This window comes from Pseudomonas sp. GM41(2012) (genome assembly GCF_000282315.2).
In the GTDB taxonomy this organism is placed as follows: domain Bacteria; phylum Pseudomonadota; class Gammaproteobacteria; order Pseudomonadales; family Pseudomonadaceae; genus Aquipseudomonas.
In genome coordinates this window covers 1,127,023-1,144,767 of sequence record NZ_AKJN02000006.1, presented here as the reverse complement: position 1 = coordinate 1,144,767, position 17,745 = coordinate 1,127,023, and the positions used below count along the sequence as shown (strand labels likewise).

Here is a 17,745-nt window from a genome sequence, read left to right as displayed (position 1 = left end):
GGGTTTTGTGTTTTAGCTCACAATCATCGGTGGCATGGTCCCCAGCAGGGAAACCGCCGCCACCGCGCCAATCCCCAGAAACCATTCGATGATCACGCTGGTTTTCAGCGTTGGCAGTTGTTGCTCGCAATGCTTGATCCGCAGCCGATTGAACAACGCCAGCCCCAGCATCGCGGCGACCAGCACAACCTTGATCAACAGAATCAGCGCAAACCCGGACAGCAACGGCGTCGGCCAGAACTGCCCGGTGAGCACCCGCACGTTGATCAACCCGGTCATCACCAACCCCGCCACCAATACGTAACCAATGCCGCTGAAGCGTTGCAAGGTCGCCTTGATGGAATGCTCTACCGGCTGCTGCAGGATCATCACCAACAACATCAAGCCGCCGAGCCAGGCGCCGACGCAGGTCAGGTGAATGATTTGATTGAGGATCAACAATTGGCCGTTGAGGCCGTCGAGCATGGCCCCGTGGCCGACCGGGGCGAGGGTGGCCAGCAGCAGGCTGGCGAGTCCGATTCGCAGGGGCAGGTTTGCACGCAAGGGTGTCATCAGCAGCGCGACCAACAACGCATTGAGCAGCAAGTGCCAGCGCCAGACCTGGCCGAAAAATGTATTGCCCAGCACCAGGCGCAGGGTCGACGGATCGAATGCCGCGTCCCACGAACCGGCCATGCTGGCGGTGATCAGCAGCAACCAGCTAACGCCAGTGACCAACGCCATCGCCGCCAGCCAGCGGCTTGTTTTCGTCAGTCGCTGATCCAGATGTCCAGCGTCGCCATTGACCAGCAGAGGCCTGAACACCCACGCCCCGAACAGCATCAGCACGACGGTGAAATGCAGAAAGCGGCACAGCACCATCGCGCTCGTCATGAATTACTGGCCAACCTTGAAGCTATAGGCGCCTTCGCTTTTGTGGGTATCGACCGACACCGCGTGCCATTCGACTTTGTAGGCACCCGCTGGCAATGGTGCGGCCGGGGTGACGATCAGGGTTTTCTTGTCGCTGCCTTCGGTGGCGAGGCTCTTCACCAGAACGGGGGCGCCGTCCTTGCTGATCGTGACCTTGGAAAAGGTCGCTTCAACGCCTTCGGAAAACACCAGGCGCAGTTCCGACGGCGCGGTCACTGTGCTGTCGGCGGCCGGGGTCTGGTTTTTCAGATGGGCGTGGGCAAACACCGACGAAGCGGCGAACAGCGAGCCGAGCAGGGCGACGGTGGTCAGGGTTTTCTTGAGCAGCATCGTGGAATACCTCTGAGGCGGGTTCGAAAAGGCGGTCAGTTTACCTGCGAGAAGCTGGGTGTACGAAGTTTCGTTTTCCCTTGTCGCCGCGAGGTAGAGCGGATGCTAGTCTTGATCAACGCTGTTGTCAGGGAGCCCTCATGGGCAATCACAAGATCGAGATTCGTCGCAGTAACGTCGAGAAAATTCTGTTGGGGGCCGAAAAGGTTTTCGCCGAAAAAGGTTTTGGCGGCACCGCCATGGCCGACATCGCCGCCGAAGTGCAACTGCCGCGTTCCAACCTCCATTACTACTTCAGCACCAAGAGTGAGCTGTACAGCGCCGTGCTCTTGGGTTTGCTGGAAGTGTGGAAACAGGACGCGCTGTGCTTCGAGATGTTTGACGACCCGCGCGTGGTGCTCAGCAGCTACATCCGCGCCAAGATGAACCACTCCCGCAGCCGGCCTTACGGCTCCAAAGTCTGGGCCAACGAAATCATCCATGGTGCACCGACCCTGGGCGAGAAACTGGACGTCAGTCTGTACGACTGGGCCAAGATGAAAGAAGCGAAAATTCGCCAGTGGGTGGACGACAAACGCATCCTGCCGGTGGAACCTTCGAGCCTGCTGTACATGATCTGGGCGTCGACCCAGCACTACGCTGACTTTGATCATCAGGTGAATATTCTGAATGATCATCAGCCGTTGTCGGACATGCAGTTCGAGCGGGCGGTGCAGACGGTGACGAGTGTGATCTTGCGGGGGATTGGATTAGAACCTTGAAGCTTGCGGCGCAGCTGCCGCCCTCATCGCGAGCAGGCTCGCTCCCACATTTGAAATGCATTCCAATGTGGGAGTGAGCCTGCTCGCGATGGCGTCCGTTCAGACTGTCACGTGATACGGATTCCTCGGATCATGATTCCAATCCAGAAACGGCTTCCCGTTCTCCATCGGCACCATCTCGATACAATCCTGCACCGGGCACGTGATCTGACACAGATTGCACCCCACGCACTCATCATCAATCACTTCATACTTATGCGTGCCGTCCGCCTGCTTAAGGCTCGCAACCGCCTGGTGCGAAGTGTCTTCGCAAGCAATGTGGCAACGACCGCAACCGATGCAGGCCTCCTGGTCAATTTTGGCAATCACCTGATAGTTGATGTCCAGGTACTTCCAGTCTGTGGTGTTGCCTACCGCACGCCCGGAAAACTCAGACACGCTGGCGTAGCCCTGACTGTCCATCCAGCGTGATAAACCGTCTTTCATCTCCTCGACAATCCGGAAGCCATGCAGCATCGCCGCCGTGCACACCTGCACCGAGCCGCTGCCCAGCGCAATGAATTCCGCCGCGTCGCGCCAGCTGCTGATGCCGCCAATGCCGGAGATCGGCAGGCCTTGCGTCTGTGGATCGCGGGCGATTTCGGCGACCATGTTCAGCGCAATCGGCTTCACCGCCGAACCGCAATAACCGCCGTGGGTGCTTTGACTACCCACGGCGGGATTGGCGACCATGCGCTCCAGGTTGACGCTGGTGATCGAGTTGATCGTGTTGATCAACGACACCGCATCGGCGCCGCCACGATGGGCTGCGCGGGCGGCGACGCGAATGTCGGTGATGTTAGGCGTGAGTTTGACGATCACCGGCAGCGAGCAGTACGTCTTGCACCAGCGGGTGACCTGCTCGACATACTCCGGCACCTGGCCGACCGCCGCGCCCATGCCGCGCTCCGGCATACCGTGCGGGCAACCGAAGTTCAGTTCGATGCCATCGGCGCCGGTGGCTTCCACCAGTGGCAGAATCTGTTTCCAGGATTCTTCGATACAGGGCACCATCAGTGACACGATCAGCGCGCGGTCCGGCCAGTCCTTTTTGACCTGAGTGATTTCCCGCAGGTTGATCTCCAGCGAGCGATCGGTGATCAGTTCGATGTTGTTGAAGCCCACCACTTCGCGGTTGGCACCAAAGTGCGCCGAGTAACGCGACGACACGTTGACCGCCGCCGGGTCTTCACCCAGGGTTTTCCAGACCACGCCACCCCAGCCGGCCTCGAAGGCGCGAACCACGTTGTAGGCCTTGTCAGTCGGTGGCGCGGAGGCCAGCCAGAACGGATTGGGGGCTTTGATGCCGGCGAAGACAATCGAGAGATCGGCCATTTACGCAGCCTCCACGTTGAGCATGAGTTGGGCGTTGATCGCCTCGGCGGCCCGTTTGCCGTGCTGCACGGCCTGCACGGTGAGGTCCTGATCGAGACTGGTGCAGTCGCCGCCGGCATACACGCCGGGGATGCTGGTGCGCAGGTTTTCGTCCACTTGAATCCGCTCGCCCTGACGCTTGAGTTCACGGGCCAGCGGATCGGCGAGGGCGCTGGCGTCGAAGGCCTGGCCGATGGCTTTGAAGATCGCATCGGCGGCCAGTTCGAAGGTTTCGCCAGTGGTTTGCAGGCGACCGTCTACCAAGTGGGTGCGGGCGAAGCGCATGCCGCGCACGTTGCCTTGATCATCGAGTAGCACTTCCTCAGGTTGAGCCCACGTCAACAGCCGCACCTGATTGGCCTTGGCGATGTCCTGTTCGTGACCTGTCGCGCCCATTTCATCGACACCGCGGCGGTACACCAGATTGACGTCGCGTGCCCCGAGGCGAGCCATTTGCACGGCCATGTCGATGGCGGTGTTGCCGGCGCCCAGCACGATGCAATGATCAGCCAGTGGCAGTTGGGTCAGGTCATCGGCCTGACGCAGTTCGCGGATGTAGTCAGTAGCGGCGAGCAGGCCCGGCGCATCTTCATGAGCAAGACCCAGCTGTTTGCTGGCGGCCAGACCCAGTCCAAGGAACACCGCATCGAACTGCTGATGCAGATCGCTGAGGGTCAGGTTCTCTCCAAGTTTCTGCCCATGGCGGATTTCGATTCCGCCGATTTCCAATAGGAACTCAAGTTCCTTCTGCGCGTAATCGTCCACCAGTTTGTACTTGGCGATCCCGTATTCGTTGAGGCCGCCAGCCTTTTCCCGTGCCTCGAAAATCACCACGTCATGACCGTGCATGGCACTGCGGTGTGCGCAGGACAAACCGGCCGGACCGGCGCCGACCACGGCGATGCGCTTGCCGGTTGAGGCAGCACGCGTGAACGGGTGTTCGCTGAAGTGTGCGTTGTCGACGGCGTAACGCTGCAACAGGCCGATCAGCACCGGTGCGCATTCATGGTCGTTGTTGCGCACGCAGGCTTGCTGGCAAAGCACTTCCGTCGGGCACACCCGCGCGCAACTGCCGCCGAGGATGTTCGCCGAGAGGATTTTCTGTGCGGCGCCCTGAACGTTTTCCTGATGGATATTGCGGATGAACGACGGAATATCGATCTCGCTCGGACAGGCATTCACGCACGGCGCGTCGTAGCAATACAGACAGCGAGAGGCTTCCAGATGGGCCTGGCGGTCGTTGAGCGGTGGCGCCAGATCGGTGAAATGGCCGGCGAGGGCGGCCGCATTCTCGTGCGGATGCGGGAGGTGGTTCAGGGTCTTGATCACGGTGTTGGCCTCACGGTTATTTGAGGTGCTGCCTCTGATGGGCATTGGTTTTTGTGTTGTCAGGACTGCCGCCATCGCGGGCAAGCCATGCTCCTACAGGATTTGCGCAACGTCTGTAGGAGCAAGGCTTGCCCGCGATAGGCCGAAGGCCGCTTTCAGCGTTTCACAGCAGTCGGCTTGTTCAACTCAGCCCGCTTGCTCAGCAAATCAAACACCGCCGGATACGCCGGCCGTTCGACATACCGTCCGGCACCGCGCTCGGCGCGCAAATCACCATCAGCCCATACCACCCGGCCCTGGCTGACGGTGTGGCTCGGTACACCGCGCACGGTCTTGCCTTCGAAGATGTTGAAGTCCACTTGCTGATGGTGAGTCTGCGCTGAAATCGTCCGCGTACCTTCCGGATCCCACAGCACCAGGTCCGCATCGGCACCGACGCGAATCGCGCCTTTGCGCGGGTAGAGGTTGAAGATTTTCGCGGTGTTGGTGGAGGTAAGCGCCACGAAGTGCTGCATCGACAAACGCCCGGTGTTCACCCCTTCATCCCAGAGCACCGCCATGCGGTCTTCGATACCGGCCGTGCCGTTGGGGATCTTGCTGAAATCGTCACGGCCAGCCGCTTTTTGTTCGGCGCAGAAGCAGCAGTGGTCGGTGGCGGTGGTGTGCAAGTTGCCCGATTGCAGACCGTGCCAAAGCGCTTCCTGATGGCCGCGAGGACGGAAGGGCGGGCTCATCACGTAACCGGCGGCGGTCTGCCAGTCCGGGTGTTGGTAGACGCTGTCGTCCAGCAGCAAATGTCCGGCCAGGACTTCGCCGTAGACTTGTTGGCCCTTGCTGCGGGCGTAGGTGATTTCGTCGAGGGCTTCCTTGGTCGAGACGTGCACCAGGTACAGCGGTGTGCCCAGGGTTTCGGCGATGCGGATCGCCCGACTGGCCGCTTCACCTTCCACCTGCGAAGGGCGCGACAACGGATGCGCTTCCGGCCCGGTCATGCCTTGGGCCATCAATTTGCGTTGCAGGTGATAGACCAGCTCACCGTTTTCCGCATGCACGGTCGGCACCGCGCCCAACTCCAGGCAGCGCTCGAAACTCGCCACTAGGGTGTCGTCGGCGGCCATGATCGCGTTCTTGTAGGCCATGAAGTGCTTGAAGCTGTTGACCCCGTGCTGGCTGACCAGCTCGGCCATTTCCTCGCGCACCTGTTCGCTCCACCAGGTAATCGCGACGTGGAAACCGTAATCCGACGCCGACTTCTCGGCCCAGCCGCGCCACTGGTGAAAGGCTTCCATCAAGGATTGCTGCGGATTGGGGATCACAAAGTCGATGATCGACGTCGTGCCACCGGCAAGTCCCGCCGCAGTGCCGCTGAAGAAGTCTTCACTGGCCACCGTGCCCATGAAGGGCAGTTGCATGTGTGTGTGCGGATCGATGCCGCCGGGCATCAGGTATTGGCCGCTGCCGTCGAGCACTTCGGCACCCGCCGGAACATCAAGATTTTCGCCGATGGCTTTGATCACGCCGTCGGCGCAATAGACGTCGGCGCGATAACTTTCATCATGGGTAATAACGGTGGCGCCACGGATCAACAGAGACATTCCGAGTTCCTCGCAGGCAATGACCGACTAGTGTCGGTTCTAAATGTTTTATATGAAGCCTGCGCAAACAGGTGTATTCCTGTCAGCGCTGTCAGGAATAAACGCTAGTCTGAGTTTGAGGATTGAGCAAGAATATTTTTTATAAGCTTATAACTTTATTAAGTTATTGATAATTAACGTTTAAAACTGAAAATCACCAAAATGGTGAGGCCTCTCACCATTTTGACGCACTTGACAGGTTGTAAAAATAGACAAGATTTCTTATGTGAAATCAGCCGTTTGAGGATGGTCTATGGTTGATGCGCGACGTTGAAAAAAAGTGGTGTGCACCAGATTGAGTCCTGACTGTTCGGACAACTTGCCTGGCATTTGGCCTGAGTGAAAACGCAAGTAACCGATGACTCATCGGCTATATAAATAAAACTGATAAACATCAGTTGGTTGCAAAGTTTTTGTGGAACTGCCCGATGCGCAAACGGGGTAACCGGCACGTTAATTGATGCCGCCAGCCCCTGATGAGCAAAAAATAATTCAAAGAACAGTGGAGCGGCCATGCAACAGATCAGATCGCAAGTGACCGAACGCGACGGCTTGTTTGAGCTCGAAGCCGGCAGCGACGTCCTCGACAGTCCCCGTTACAACCACGACATGGCACCGACCAAGGTGCGCGAACGAACCTGGAACAAATGGCACATCACCGCATTGTGGGTCGGCATGGCGATCTGCGTGCCGACCTACACCCTCGGCGGCGTGCTCACCGCGTATTTCGGCCTGAGCGTCGGCGAAGCGCTGCTGGCGATTCTGTTTGCCAACATCATCGTACTGATCCCCCTGACCCTGAACGCTTTTCCCGGCACCAAGTACGGCATCCCGTTTCCCGTGTTGTTGCGTTCGTCCTTCGGCATCCTCGGTTCGAACATTCCGTGCCTGATCCGGGCGCTGGTGGCGTGTGGCTGGTTCGGCATTCAGACGATGTTCGGCGGGCTGGCCATTCACCTGTTTCTCGGCTCGGTGTTCGACGGTTGGAAATCCCTCGGCGGTACCGGTGAAGTGATCGGCTTCATGGTGTTCTGGGCCTTGAATCTGTGGGTGGTGATACGCGGTGCGGATTCGATCAAATGGCTGGAAACCCTCTCGGCGCCGTTATTGGTGCTGGTGGGGGTGGGGCTGCTGGTATGGGCGATGCCGAACGTGTCGATGACCGAGTTGCTGGCGATCCCGGCCAAACGTCCGGAAGGCGCGAGCGTGGTCAGTTACTTTGCCGCCGGGCTGACCGCCATGGTCGGGTTCTGGGCCACCTTGTCCCTGAACATTCCGGATTTCAGCCGCTATGCGAAAAGCCAGAAGGATCAGATCGTCGGGCAGATTATCGGCTTGCCCCTGACCATGTTTCTGTTCGCCTCCCTCGGCGTGGTGATGACCGCCGCCTCGGTAAAACTGGTGGGCGTCACCGTCTCCGATCCGGTCACCCTGATCGGCCATATCCAGAGCCCGGTCTGGGTCGCACTGGCCATGGCGCTGATCATCATCGCCACGCTGTCGACCAACACAGCGGCCAACATCGTTTCGCCGACCAACGATTTCCAAAACGTCGCCCCCAAGCTCATCAACCGCACCAAAGCGGTGATGCTCACCGGCCTGGTCGGCTTGGCGCTGATGGCCCATGAGCTGTTGAAGAAGCTCGGTTTGATCGTCTCGGATTTAAGCCTGGAGACGGTGTATTCCAACTGGTTGCTGGGCTATTCGAGCCTGTTGGGCCCGATCGCCGGGATCATGGTGGTGGACTATTTCCTGATCAAGAAACAGCAACTGGACCTGGCCGGCCTCTATCGCGATGACGTTTACCCGGCGTGGAACTGGTTCGGGTTTATCGCGTTCGGTGTGCCGGTGGCGCTGACGCTGCTGTCGCTCGGCAGCAATGCATTCAGTTGGTTCTACGACTATGGCTGGTTCACCGGCTCGGTGCTGGGTGGGCTGATTTATTACGGGTTGAGTGTGATGCGGCCGAGTCCGATTGCTGTGAAAACTGCGGTGTGACGGATGGCCCTATCGCGAGCAGGCTCGCTCCCACATTTGGAATGCATTCCCCTGTGGGAGCGAGCCTGCTCGCGATGGCGGCCTCGAATACACCCAGAAATGCCTGAAGAAACCTATAACAACTGCCTGAGGAGATCATCATGAACGCTGCCGTAGACGTTCTGCAGTCCACCCATCAGCACATCAACCGCGACCGCTTGTGGCAGTCGCTCATGGACCTGGCCAAGCTCGGCGCCACGGTCAAGGGCGGCGTCTGTCGCCTGGCCCTGACCGACCTCGACCGCCAGGCCCGGGACATTTTCGTCAACTGGTGCGAGGAGGCCGGTTGCACCGTCAGCATCGACGCCGTCGGCAACATCTTCGCCCGTCGCCCCGGCCGCAACCCGAACCTGCCACCCGTGATGACCGGCAGCCACATCGACACCCAACCCACCGGCGGCAAGTTCGACGGCTGCTTCGGCGTACTGGCCGGCGTCGAGGTGCTGCGCACCCTCAATGACCTCGGCGTGGAAACCGAAGCGCCGCTGGAGGTCGTGGTCTGGACCAACGAGGAAGGCTCACGCTTCGCTCCCTGCATGATGGGCTCCGGTGTATTTGCAGAAAAATTCACCCTCGAAGAAACCCTGGCCAAAGTTGATGCCGAGGGCGTCACCGTCGGTGAAGCCTTGAACGCCATTGGCTATGCCGGTGAGCGCAAAGTCAGCGGCCATGCCGTCGGCGCCTATTTCGAGGCGCATATCGAACAAGGCCCGATCCTCGAAGACGAACACAAAACCATCGGCGTGGTGATGGGCGCCCTCGGCCAGAAATGGTTCGACCTGAAACTGCGCGGCGTCGAAGCCCACGCCGGCCCGACGCCGATGCACCTGCGCAAAGACGCCCTGGTCGGCGCCTCGGTGATCGTCGGTGCAGTCAACCGCGCCGCCCTCGGTCATCAACCCCACGCCTGCGGCACCGTCGGCTGCCTGCAAGCCTATCCCGGTTCACGCAACGTCATCCCCGGCGAAGTGCGCATGACCCTGGACTTCCGGCATCTGGAACCGGCGCGGCTGGACTCGATGATCGCCGAAGTCCGCGAAGTCATCGAAACCACCTGCGAGGAACACGGACTGACCTTCGAACTCACACCCACTGCGGACTTCCCGCCGCTGTACTTCGACAAAGGCTGCGTCGAAGCGGTACGCGGTGCCGCTCAAGGGTTGGGCCTGTCGCACATGGACATCGTCAGCGGAGCAGGGCACGACGCAATCTTCCTCGCCGAACTTGGCCCGGCCGGGATGATCTTCGTACCGTGCGAAGGCGGCATCAGCCACAACGAAATCGAAAACGCCGCGCCGGATGATCTGGCGGCCGGGTGTGCGGTGTTGTTGCGGGCGATGCTGGCGGCTTCGGCGGCGATTGCCAACGGTCAACTGACGGCCTGAAGATCAAAAGATCGCAGGCTGCGCCAGCCCTTACTTGGGAATGCGTGCCCCTGTAGGAGCTGGCGCAGCCTGCGATCTTTTGATGTTGCACTTCATGTGTCACAAACCATGGTGCTGGATCGTCATCCTGTTGAACCCCCCAAACAGTGGAGCAACACGATGTCGTCCAATACTCAACCGGTCAACCTGCTGCAATCGATTCCTCAAGTGTTCGAAAGCCTGACCCAGGTTCATGTCACCCTCGACAGTCACGATCTGGACCCAACCCTCAAACACTTGCTGCACCTGCGTGCCTCGCAGATCAACCAATGCGGTTTCTGCGTGAAGATGCACACCCGCGAAGCCCGTGACGCCAATGAAACCAACGAACGGCTGGACCGCCTGATCGTCTGGCGCCACGTCAGTGATTTCAGCGCCGCCGAACGCGCCGCCCTGGCCTGGACCGAAGCCCTGACCGTACTCGATGAAAAGACCGATTACGCCAGTCTGCGCGGTGACTTGCGCGAGCACTTCAATGACGCGCAAATCGGTGCCTTGACGGCCGAGATCGGCATGATCAACCTGTGGAACCGTTTGCAGGTGTCGAGGCACTGATTGATGAACTCCGCTGAAAACGCCGCCGCTGTGTTCGAACAGCGCCGGCCCTTTTTGCTCGGTCTGGCGTATCGCATCCTCGGTTCCCGCGCCGAAGCCGAGGATGTCGTGCAAGAGCTATTCATCAAATGGCTGGAGGCCGACCGCGCCGCCATTACCACGTCGGCCGCCTGGCTGACCACGGCGTGCACCCGGCACTGCATCGATTTGCTGCGCTCGGCTCACACGTCGCGGGTTGATTACGTCGGTACCTGGCTGCCGGAACCGATTCACACCACCCACCAGGATTCACCCGAACACCGGCATGAACTGGCCTCGTCGCTGTCCACCGCATTCCTGTTGCTGCTGGAGCGGTTAACCCCCAAGGAGCGTGCGGCGTACCTGCTCTACGAAATTTTCGACATGGATTACGCGCAAGTCGCGGATGCGGTCGGGGTTCAAGAAGCTGCGTGCCGCAAACTGGTTTCCCGAGCCAAGGCCAGCCTCGGCAGCGGGCAAGCGCGCTTTCAGCCGGAACCGGCGCGTCAGGACCAATTGCTCAACGCCTTCCATAGCGCCATCGCCAGTGGCTCGACCAACTCGCTAATGGCGATGCTGAGCGAAGACGTCGAACTCTGCGCCGACAGCGGCGGCAAGGCCTCGGCGATCCGCGAAACCTTGTCTGGCATGTCCAGCGTGCTGGATTTCATCGGCCAGTCGTTGCACGTCTATTGGCAGACTTGCGAATGGCTGCCCAGCGAAATCAATGGTGCTCAAGGCGTGATCATCAAGGCGGACGGGGTCATTACTGCGTCGATGACCTTTGGGTTCGACGAAGCGGGGCGGGTGAGCCGGATTTTCATCATGCGTAATCCGGAGAAGTTGGCGGGGCTGCAGGATTTGTTGGATGTGCAGTGATTCAGTCCAGGCACTGATCGGGTGAAGACCTGTAGGAGCTGAGCTTGCTCGCGAAGGCGGCGGATCAGTCAACAGAGATGTTGAAGGTGATGGCCTCTTCGCGAGCAAGCTCAGCTCCTACAAGGGGGGCGTGATGTAGGGGATGTTTGCTGCACTATCCCAACCCCCCGCGGTCGTAATCTTTACAGGGCGGCGCATGAATGCGCCGCCGTACGCGTGGAGATCCAATGAGCCAGGACGTCCTGACCACCGAAACCAATCGCCGTCAGTTGCAGCAGATCATCGCCGGCCTGTCCGATGGGGTGATTTTGCTGGAGCTCGACCAGACACTTCTCTGGGCCAATGACGCCGCGTTGGCCATGCACGGCGTCGGGCAACTCAGCGAGCTGGGGGCGAATGCCAGGGAGTACGCCAAGCGCTTCGCCTTGCGTTATCGCAATAATCACCCGGTTCAGACCGACAATTATCCGATCAGCCGCGTCGCCCGAGGTGAGTCCTTCAGTGATGTGTTGGTTGAGGTGACGCCTGCCGATGACGAAGAGCGCACCTGGGTTCACAGCGTGCGCAGCATGGTGTTGGCCGACAGCGCTGGCAAGCCGGAATCGCTGGTGCTGATCATGAACGATGTCACGGAGTGGGCCAGCGCCGAACAGCGTTTCGAAAAAACCTTCAATGCCAATCCGGCCCCGGCGGTGATCTGTCGCCTCAGCGATTTGCGCTACATCAAAGTCAACCCGGGCTTCCTGGAGATGACCGGCTATACCCGTGATCAGGTGATCGGCCGTTCGACCTATGAACTGGACGTACTGGAGGGCGCCGAAAACAGAGACCTGGCCAAGCAGCGGTTGCGCGAAGGGGTGACCATTCCGCAAATGCAGGCGCAGTTGCAGTTAGCCGAAGGTGGCAGCAAACAGGTGATCGTCGCCGGCCAGCCCCTTGAGCTGAACGACGAAGCCTGCATGCTGTTTTCCTTCGTCGACATCGAGCCTCGGCATAAGGCCGAAGTCGCCCTGCGCCAGAGCGAGGAACGTTTTGCCAAGGCTTTTCGACTGACCCCGGTGCCGATACTGGTGTGCAACGCCGTCGATCAGGTGGTGATGGACGTCAATGAAGCCTTCCTCGATACGCTCGCGTATTCCAGTGAAGAAGTGCTTGGTAAATCGGTAACGCAGATCGATTTTATCGATGACACCGGTGCCCGCGCGCGACTGTTTACGGCGCTGGAAAAAAACGGAAGCGTGGATCGTGTCGATGTCCGGGTACGCAAGAAAGGCGCCGGGCTGATCGATTGCGCGGTCTCGGCCGACACCGTGAACATTCAGGACAGGCCCTGCTACCTGCTGGTGTTTATGGACATCACCGAACGTAAACGCACGGAGCTGGAGTTGGTGTCGGCGATCGAAGAGGTCATGAAAGACGCCTCCTGGTTCAGCCGCACGCTCATCGAGAAACTCGCTAACGTGAAAAACGTCAACTCGCCGTTGTTGCCTAGCGTGTCTTTCACTGACCTGACTGCCCGCGAGCGCGATGTGCTCGGCCTGATTTGCGAAGGCCTGGCCGACAAGGAAATCGCTGCACGGCTCAAACTTGCGCCAAACACGGTGCGCAACCATGTCTCGACGGTGTATTCCAAGCTCGATGTTCACAGTCGTAGCGAGGCGATTGTCTGGGCTCGCGAGCGCGGTTTGTTCTCCAGCGAGTGGCGGCCCAAGGCCCAGCGTTAGGTGCAAATGCACTACTCGATGGGGTGCAAATTGATGTTCTGGACGGGGGCGGCAGTTCTTAGGCTGTAAGGGTGCGATACAGGTCTTCGGGTATCGCGTCCCTTTCGAAACAGCTACAGGAACCGCGGGATGATTTATGTGGCGCAATTGCGTATGCAACTGGAGCGGAGCTTTTCGCCGTTGGCCTGTGAGTGCAAGGTTACGGGCGAACATTCACTGACGGTGAAGCTCTATCATCCGGTGTCGGGGCAGGTGGATCTGGTGGTCAGTGGGTTGAGCGTGGCCAATCTCAGAACGCCGGAGGCGGTGGCAGCGTTGATCGAAGAGCTGCGTTATGAACTTGAGAGCAACACGTTGCATTGTCGCGAGACATCTTAGGAACTGTCAGGTTTTGCCGACGGTCGTATAAAGAATACGAGAGTATTTTTTCTGTGACCGGTCCGCGGGTACGCGGTGAGAGTGTTGGGTCGCGGAAATATGTCGATCACTTACCGCGGGTCAACCTATGAAAAGTCTTGGGAAACGCACTTTTACAACACTGTCGTTCGCACTCTGGATGGCGATTCTGGGTGGTTGTGCGAGTCCGCCACCGCCACCTCCCGCTGCGCCGCCTCCACCCCCTGTGCGCACCTGCCAAACCACTGAAAACACCGATGTACAAGGCGATGTGAGGGCTGAGGGGCAGGTGACCCGGGAAACGACGCTCACTCGTTGCGTCACTCAATAAGCCTCCATCGGCTCACGTTGAACCGCCAGCGGCGCTGTGCTGCTGGCGGGTATCCGCGCGTTTCGCTCAGACTTCCTCGATCCTGACCCAACGCGACTCCCGCGCTGCCAACCGGATCGCCGTCGCCAGGCGTTCGACTTCCCACGCCTGTTCGAAATCCGTTCCAGCCTGAGACAAGCCTGCCAACGCCATCACCAGATCATGGACTTCCAGCGTCTTGAGTTCGTTGTAACCCAACTGATGCCCTGCCGCCGGGCTGAACGCCGCATAACCGGGCAGATTCGGCCCTGCCAGCAAGCGCTGAAAGCCGTCCTGGCCGGCACGAAACAGACGCAGTTCATTCAAGCGTTCCTGATCGAATACCAACGTCCCTCGGGTGCCACTGATTTCAAAACTCAGGTGATTCTTGTAGCCATGCTTGAGCCAACTGCTGCTGAATGTGCCACGGGCGCCATTCGCGAACCGCAACAGGGCGTGGACCTGATCATCGACGGCGATGCTGCGTTGCTCCGGACTGCCAGCGGTGGCGGGACGTTGCCGGTGCACGGTCTGGGTGTCGGCGCTCACTGCCTCGACATCGCCCACCAGATAGCGGGCCATGGCCAACAAGTGACTGCCCAGATCGGCCAGTGCGCCACCGGCATGATCGGCATCGCAACGCCACGACCAGGGCGACGCGGGATCGGCCATGAAGTCTTCGCTGAACTCACCCTGGAAACTGATGATCTGACCCAGGTCGCCGTTTTCAATCAGCTGCCGGGCCAGCCCGATCATCGGGTTGTGCTGATAGTTGTAACCCACCCGCGTCACCACGCCTGCCGCTTTGGCCGCCAGGCGCATGGCGTCGGCCTGTTCCAGACTCACTGCCAACGGCTTTTCGCAATACACCGGTTTGCCGGCAGCGAGGGCGGCCATGGCCATGGGGTAGTGCAGGTGATTGGGCGTGGTGATGGCGATCAGATTGACCTTGGGGTCATCGATCAGTTGCTGCCAGTCGCTATGAGCGGCGTCGAAACCCCAGGCATCGGCGCAGTGACGGGCACGCTGCGGATCGGCGTCGGCCAGGGCGGCGAGTTTGAGCTTGAGGGGCAGTTCGAAAACCGCACTGACGTTGCGAAACGCCAAGGCATGGGCGCGGCCCATGAAACCTGTGCCGATGAGTCCGATACCGAGTTCGCGCATAGCCGGGGTCCTTTTGGATTTTGTTTTCAGGAGGGGCTCTTTATGGAATAAATATTCTCAAAATGCAAATTATGGAATAAAAATTCTTGCCTTGGTTCCGATATTGCCTGTGGAAGCACCAATCCCACTGTAGGAGCTGCCGAAGGCTGCGATCTTTTGATCTTTAACAATTCAACTGACGCCATAGATCAAAAGATCGCAGCCTTCGGCAGCTCCTACACGGGATAGGTGTGCACACGTGAGAAACAAAAAAGGCAGCCATTTGGCTGCCTTCGGTTTATTCGCAGAACCCAATCAGGACAAGAACCCACCATCCACATTCAACGAAACCCCAGTGGTGTAACTCGACGCATCACTGGCCAGGTACAACACCGCGCCCGCCATCTCACTTGGGTCTGCCACACGCTTGAGCGGAATCTGTTGCAAGGCGGTGTTCAAAATAGCCTCGTTTTTCACCAGCGCCGAAGCAAATTTGGTGTCGGTCAGGCCCGGCAGGAGGGCGTTGCAGCGGATGCCGAACTGCGCGCATTCCTTGGCGAACACTTTGGTCATGTTGATGACCGCCGCTTTGGTCACCGAGTAGATGCCCTGGAAGATCCCCGGCGAGATGCCGTTGATCGAGGCGACGTTGATAATGCTGCCGCCGCCGTTTTCGCGCATCAGCTTGCCGGCTTCCACCGACATGAAGAAGTAGCCGCGGATATTCACGTCGACGGTTTTCTGGAAAGCGCTGAGGTCGGTGTCCAGTACGTTGCAGAATTGCGGGTTGGTCGCCGCGTTGTTGACCAGGATGTCCAGGCGCCCGAACTGTTCACGGATGCCGGCGAAGACCTGGCTGATCTGTTCCATTTCACCAATGTGGCAAGCCACCGCAGTGGCTTTGCCGCCGGCCGCGATGATCGCGTCGGCCACGTGCTGGCAGCCGTCAAGTTTGCGGCTCGAGACGATGACGTGGGCGCCTTGCTGGGCCAGCAGTTTGGCGATGGCTTCACCGATACCACGGCTGGCGCCAGACACGAATGCGATTTTGCCGTCGAGGTCGAACAACTGAGTCTTGGACATGGTTTTTCCTTGTTATTGGGGCCAGTGGCGTGATCAGAGGCTGGATTTCGAAATGACTTGCAGGCTCATCTGCTCCAGCAGCTTGTTCATGTGAATGAACTGCGCGAAGCGTTTGTCCTGGGTCTGACCATGGAAGAAGCGGTAGTAGATCTGCTGCACGATGCCGGCCAGGCGGAACAGGCCGTAGGTGTAGTAGAAGTCGAAGTTGTCGATCTGGATGCCTGAACGCTCGGCGTAGTAATCGACGAACTCACGGCGGGTCAGCATGCCCGGGGCGTGGCTCGGTTGGCGGCGCATCAATTGCACCGGTGCCGGGTCGTCGGCTTCTATCCAGTAGGCGAGGGTGTTGCCCAGGTCCATCAGCGGGTCGCCGAGGGTGGTCAATTCCCAGTCGAGCACGCCGATGATGTCCATCGGGTTGTTCGGGTCGAGGATCACGTTGTCGAAGCGGTAGTCGTTGTGGACGATGCTGGAGGTCGGGTGATCGGCCGGCATCTTGTCGTTGAGCCAGGCTTTGACCGTTTCCCATTTTGGCGCGTCCGGGGTCAGGGCTTTCTCGTAGCGATCGCTCCAGCCTTTGATCTGCCGCGCGACATAACCTTCGGGTTTGCCGAGGTCACCCAAGCCATAGGCGTTGTAGTCGACCTGGTGCAGTTCAACGAACTTGTCGATGAAGCTCTTGCACAGCGCCTCGGTTTTCGCCGAATCCAGACCCAGTTCCGGAGGCAGTTCGGAGCGCAGGATGATTCCCTTGACCCGTTCCATCACATAGAACTCGGCGCCGATCACCGATTCATCGGTGCAGTGCACGTAAGCTTTCGGGCAGTACGGAAAGCCATCCCGGAGCTGATTGAGGATGCGAAACTCGCGGCCCATGTCGTGGGCGGACTTGGCCTTGTGGCCAAACGGCGGGCGACGCAGGACAAACTCCTGTTCGGGGTATTCCAGCAGGTAGGTCAGGTTCGACGCACCGCCGGGAAACTGGCTGATCACAGGCAAGCCGCTCAAGCCCGGAATGTGGGCCTTGAGGTACGGATCGATCAGGCTGGCATCGAGTTCTTCGCCGGTGCGGATACGGGTGGACTGGTCAGTAAGCGCCATGCTTATCCCTTCTGCTTATTTTGGAGGCCAGACATCATTGGCTAATCTAATGGTGCACCGGGGTGGCCACAAGCGCGGCACGGTCTTATAGGTTAGCGTGTTGCCGGATAATCAGCGTTCCTGATGTGCACGAACAGGCTCGACGGGCTATGGTTTCAGGGGAGCGCCGCTTCCAGGAAGGAGATTCGACATGGGCTGTCCGCAAGTTTGCGCCACCGCGACCCTGCAATGCAGTTTCGGCGCGGCACCAGCGGTACTCAACGTGCTGCCGGTGAATCGCACGCTGACCGGGGGTATGCCAGCGGCGAACATCATGGATCACATTCCGCTGGTCAACGTCATGCCGTTCGGCACATGCATGAGCATGGCTAACCCGATGGTCGCAGCCGCCACTGCCGCCGCGCTCGGGGTGCTGACGCCCATGCCGTGCATCCCGGCCACCGCCTCCCCGTGGCTTCCCGGTGCGCCAACGGTTTTGTTGGGCAACATGCCGGCCCTGGATGCCAACAGCATCTTGATGTGCAACTGGGCGGGGGTGATCAAAATCGCCATGCCGGGGCAGATGCAGATGCTGATTCCCTGAAAATTGATGTTGTGTCGACTGGCCTCATCGCGGGCAAGCCTTGCTCCTACAGGTTGTGTCTGGCAACACATAAC

16 protein-coding genes are annotated in these 17,745 nt (G+C 59.4%); 8 read left to right on the top strand and 8 right to left on the bottom strand.

Annotation, left to right across the window (positions count from 1 at the left end; translation table 11 throughout):
• Positions 1 to 12 precede the first annotated feature (12 nt).
• Both copD and copC read right to left on the bottom strand, forming a co-directional pair.
• Positions 13 to 873: a copper homeostasis membrane protein CopD gene (gene copD, locus PMI27_RS20750; protein WP_008149779.1), complete on the bottom strand. Its 861-nt coding sequence runs from the start codon at positions 871 to 873 to the stop codon at positions 13 to 15.
• A 3-nt stretch (positions 874 to 876) separates the two neighbouring features.
• Complete coding sequence (gene copC / locus PMI27_RS20755; protein WP_008149781.1) at positions 877 to 1,242, bottom strand: copper homeostasis periplasmic binding protein CopC; 366 nt, start codon at positions 1,240 to 1,242, stop codon at positions 877 to 879.
• A 140-nt stretch (positions 1,243 to 1,382) separates the two neighbouring features.
• Here copC and PMI27_RS20760 point away from each other — a divergent pair, with 140 nt between their 5' ends.
• On the top strand, positions 1,383 to 2,003 hold the full coding sequence (locus PMI27_RS20760; protein WP_008149783.1) for a TetR/AcrR family transcriptional regulator: 621 nt from the start codon (positions 1,383 to 1,385) through the stop codon (positions 2,001 to 2,003).
• A 99-nt stretch (positions 2,004 to 2,102) separates the two neighbouring features.
• Here PMI27_RS20760 and preA read toward each other — a convergent pair whose 3' ends face one another.
• The 3 genes from preA to hydA all read right to left on the bottom strand — a co-directional run bounded on the left by preA (position 2,103) and on the right by hydA (position 6,340).
• A complete protein-coding gene (gene preA / locus PMI27_RS20765; RefSeq protein WP_008149785.1) occupies positions 2,103 to 3,377 on the bottom strand; it encodes an NAD-dependent dihydropyrimidine dehydrogenase subunit PreA in 1,275 nt (424 codons plus the stop codon).
• Positions 3,378 to 4,745: an NAD(P)-dependent oxidoreductase gene (locus PMI27_RS20770; protein ID WP_033053312.1), complete on the bottom strand. Its 1,368-nt coding sequence runs from the start codon at positions 4,743 to 4,745 to the stop codon at positions 3,378 to 3,380.
• A 155-nt stretch (positions 4,746 to 4,900) separates the two neighbouring features.
• Entirely contained in the window at positions 4,901 to 6,340 is a 1,440-nt protein-coding gene (hydA, locus tag PMI27_RS20775) for a dihydropyrimidinase (protein WP_008149788.1), read from the bottom strand.
• A 552-nt stretch (positions 6,341 to 6,892) separates the two neighbouring features.
• On the opposite strand from hydA, the gene PMI27_RS20780 reads away from it, so the two are divergent.
• The 6 genes from PMI27_RS20780 (at position 6,893) to PMI27_RS20805 (ending at position 13,394) form a co-directional block, all read left to right on the top strand.
• The gene (locus PMI27_RS20780) at positions 6,893 to 8,377 is read left to right on the top strand and encodes an NCS1 family nucleobase:cation symporter-1 (RefSeq protein ID WP_008149790.1); all 1,485 of its coding nucleotides are present in this window, start codon (positions 6,893 to 6,895) and stop codon (positions 8,375 to 8,377) included.
• A gap of 140 nt (positions 8,378 to 8,517) precedes the next feature.
• Positions 8,518 to 9,801, top strand: coding sequence for a Zn-dependent hydrolase (locus tag PMI27_RS20785; protein ID WP_008149792.1), 1,284 nt, complete (start codon positions 8,518 to 8,520; stop codon positions 9,799 to 9,801).
• A gap of 159 nt (positions 9,802 to 9,960) precedes the next feature.
• Positions 9,961 to 10,395 carry a carboxymuconolactone decarboxylase family protein gene (locus PMI27_RS20790; protein WP_008149794.1) on the top strand — a complete coding sequence of 145 codons (435 nt, stop codon included), beginning with the start codon at positions 9,961 to 9,963 and terminating at the stop codon, positions 10,393 to 10,395.
• Positions 10,396 to 10,398: 3 nt separating this feature from the next.
• Positions 10,399 to 11,292: an RNA polymerase sigma factor SigJ gene (gene sigJ, locus PMI27_RS20795; protein ID WP_008149796.1), complete on the top strand. Its 894-nt coding sequence runs from the start codon at positions 10,399 to 10,401 to the stop codon at positions 11,290 to 11,292.
• Between the two features lie 227 nt (positions 11,293 to 11,519).
• Positions 11,520 to 13,016 (top strand): helix-turn-helix transcriptional regulator, encoded by a 1,497-nt coding sequence (locus PMI27_RS20800; protein WP_008149798.1) that lies wholly within the window; start codon positions 11,520 to 11,522, stop codon positions 13,014 to 13,016.
• 129 nt (positions 13,017 to 13,145) lie between these two features.
• The gene (locus tag PMI27_RS20805) at positions 13,146 to 13,394 is read left to right on the top strand and encodes a DUF1652 domain-containing protein (RefSeq protein ID WP_008149801.1); all 249 of its coding nucleotides are present in this window, start codon (positions 13,146 to 13,148) and stop codon (positions 13,392 to 13,394) included.
• Between the two features lie 415 nt (positions 13,395 to 13,809).
• Here the strand turns inward: PMI27_RS20805 and PMI27_RS20810 are convergent, their stop codons facing one another.
• The 3 genes from PMI27_RS20810 to PMI27_RS20820 form a co-directional block, all read right to left on the bottom strand.
• Positions 13,810 to 14,925, bottom strand: a complete 1,116-nt coding sequence (locus PMI27_RS20810; RefSeq protein WP_008149803.1) for a Gfo/Idh/MocA family protein — start codon at positions 14,923 to 14,925, stop codon at positions 13,810 to 13,812.
• Between the two features lie 294 nt (positions 14,926 to 15,219).
• Complete coding sequence (locus PMI27_RS20815; protein WP_008149805.1) at positions 15,220 to 15,987, bottom strand: SDR family oxidoreductase; 768 nt, start codon at positions 15,985 to 15,987, stop codon at positions 15,220 to 15,222.
• Positions 15,988 to 16,020: 33 nt separating this feature from the next.
• Positions 16,021 to 17,088 carry a phosphotransferase family protein gene (locus tag PMI27_RS20820; protein WP_008149806.1) on the bottom strand — a complete coding sequence of 356 codons (1,068 nt, stop codon included), beginning with the start codon at positions 17,086 to 17,088 and terminating at the stop codon, positions 16,021 to 16,023.
• 190 nt (positions 17,089 to 17,278) lie between these two features.
• Here PMI27_RS20820 and PMI27_RS20825 point away from each other — a divergent pair, with 190 nt between their 5' ends.
• Positions 17,279 to 17,671, top strand: a complete 393-nt coding sequence (locus PMI27_RS20825) for a DUF4280 domain-containing protein (RefSeq protein WP_008149808.1) — start codon at positions 17,279 to 17,281, stop codon at positions 17,669 to 17,671.
• Positions 17,672 to 17,745: the final 74 nt, after the last annotated feature.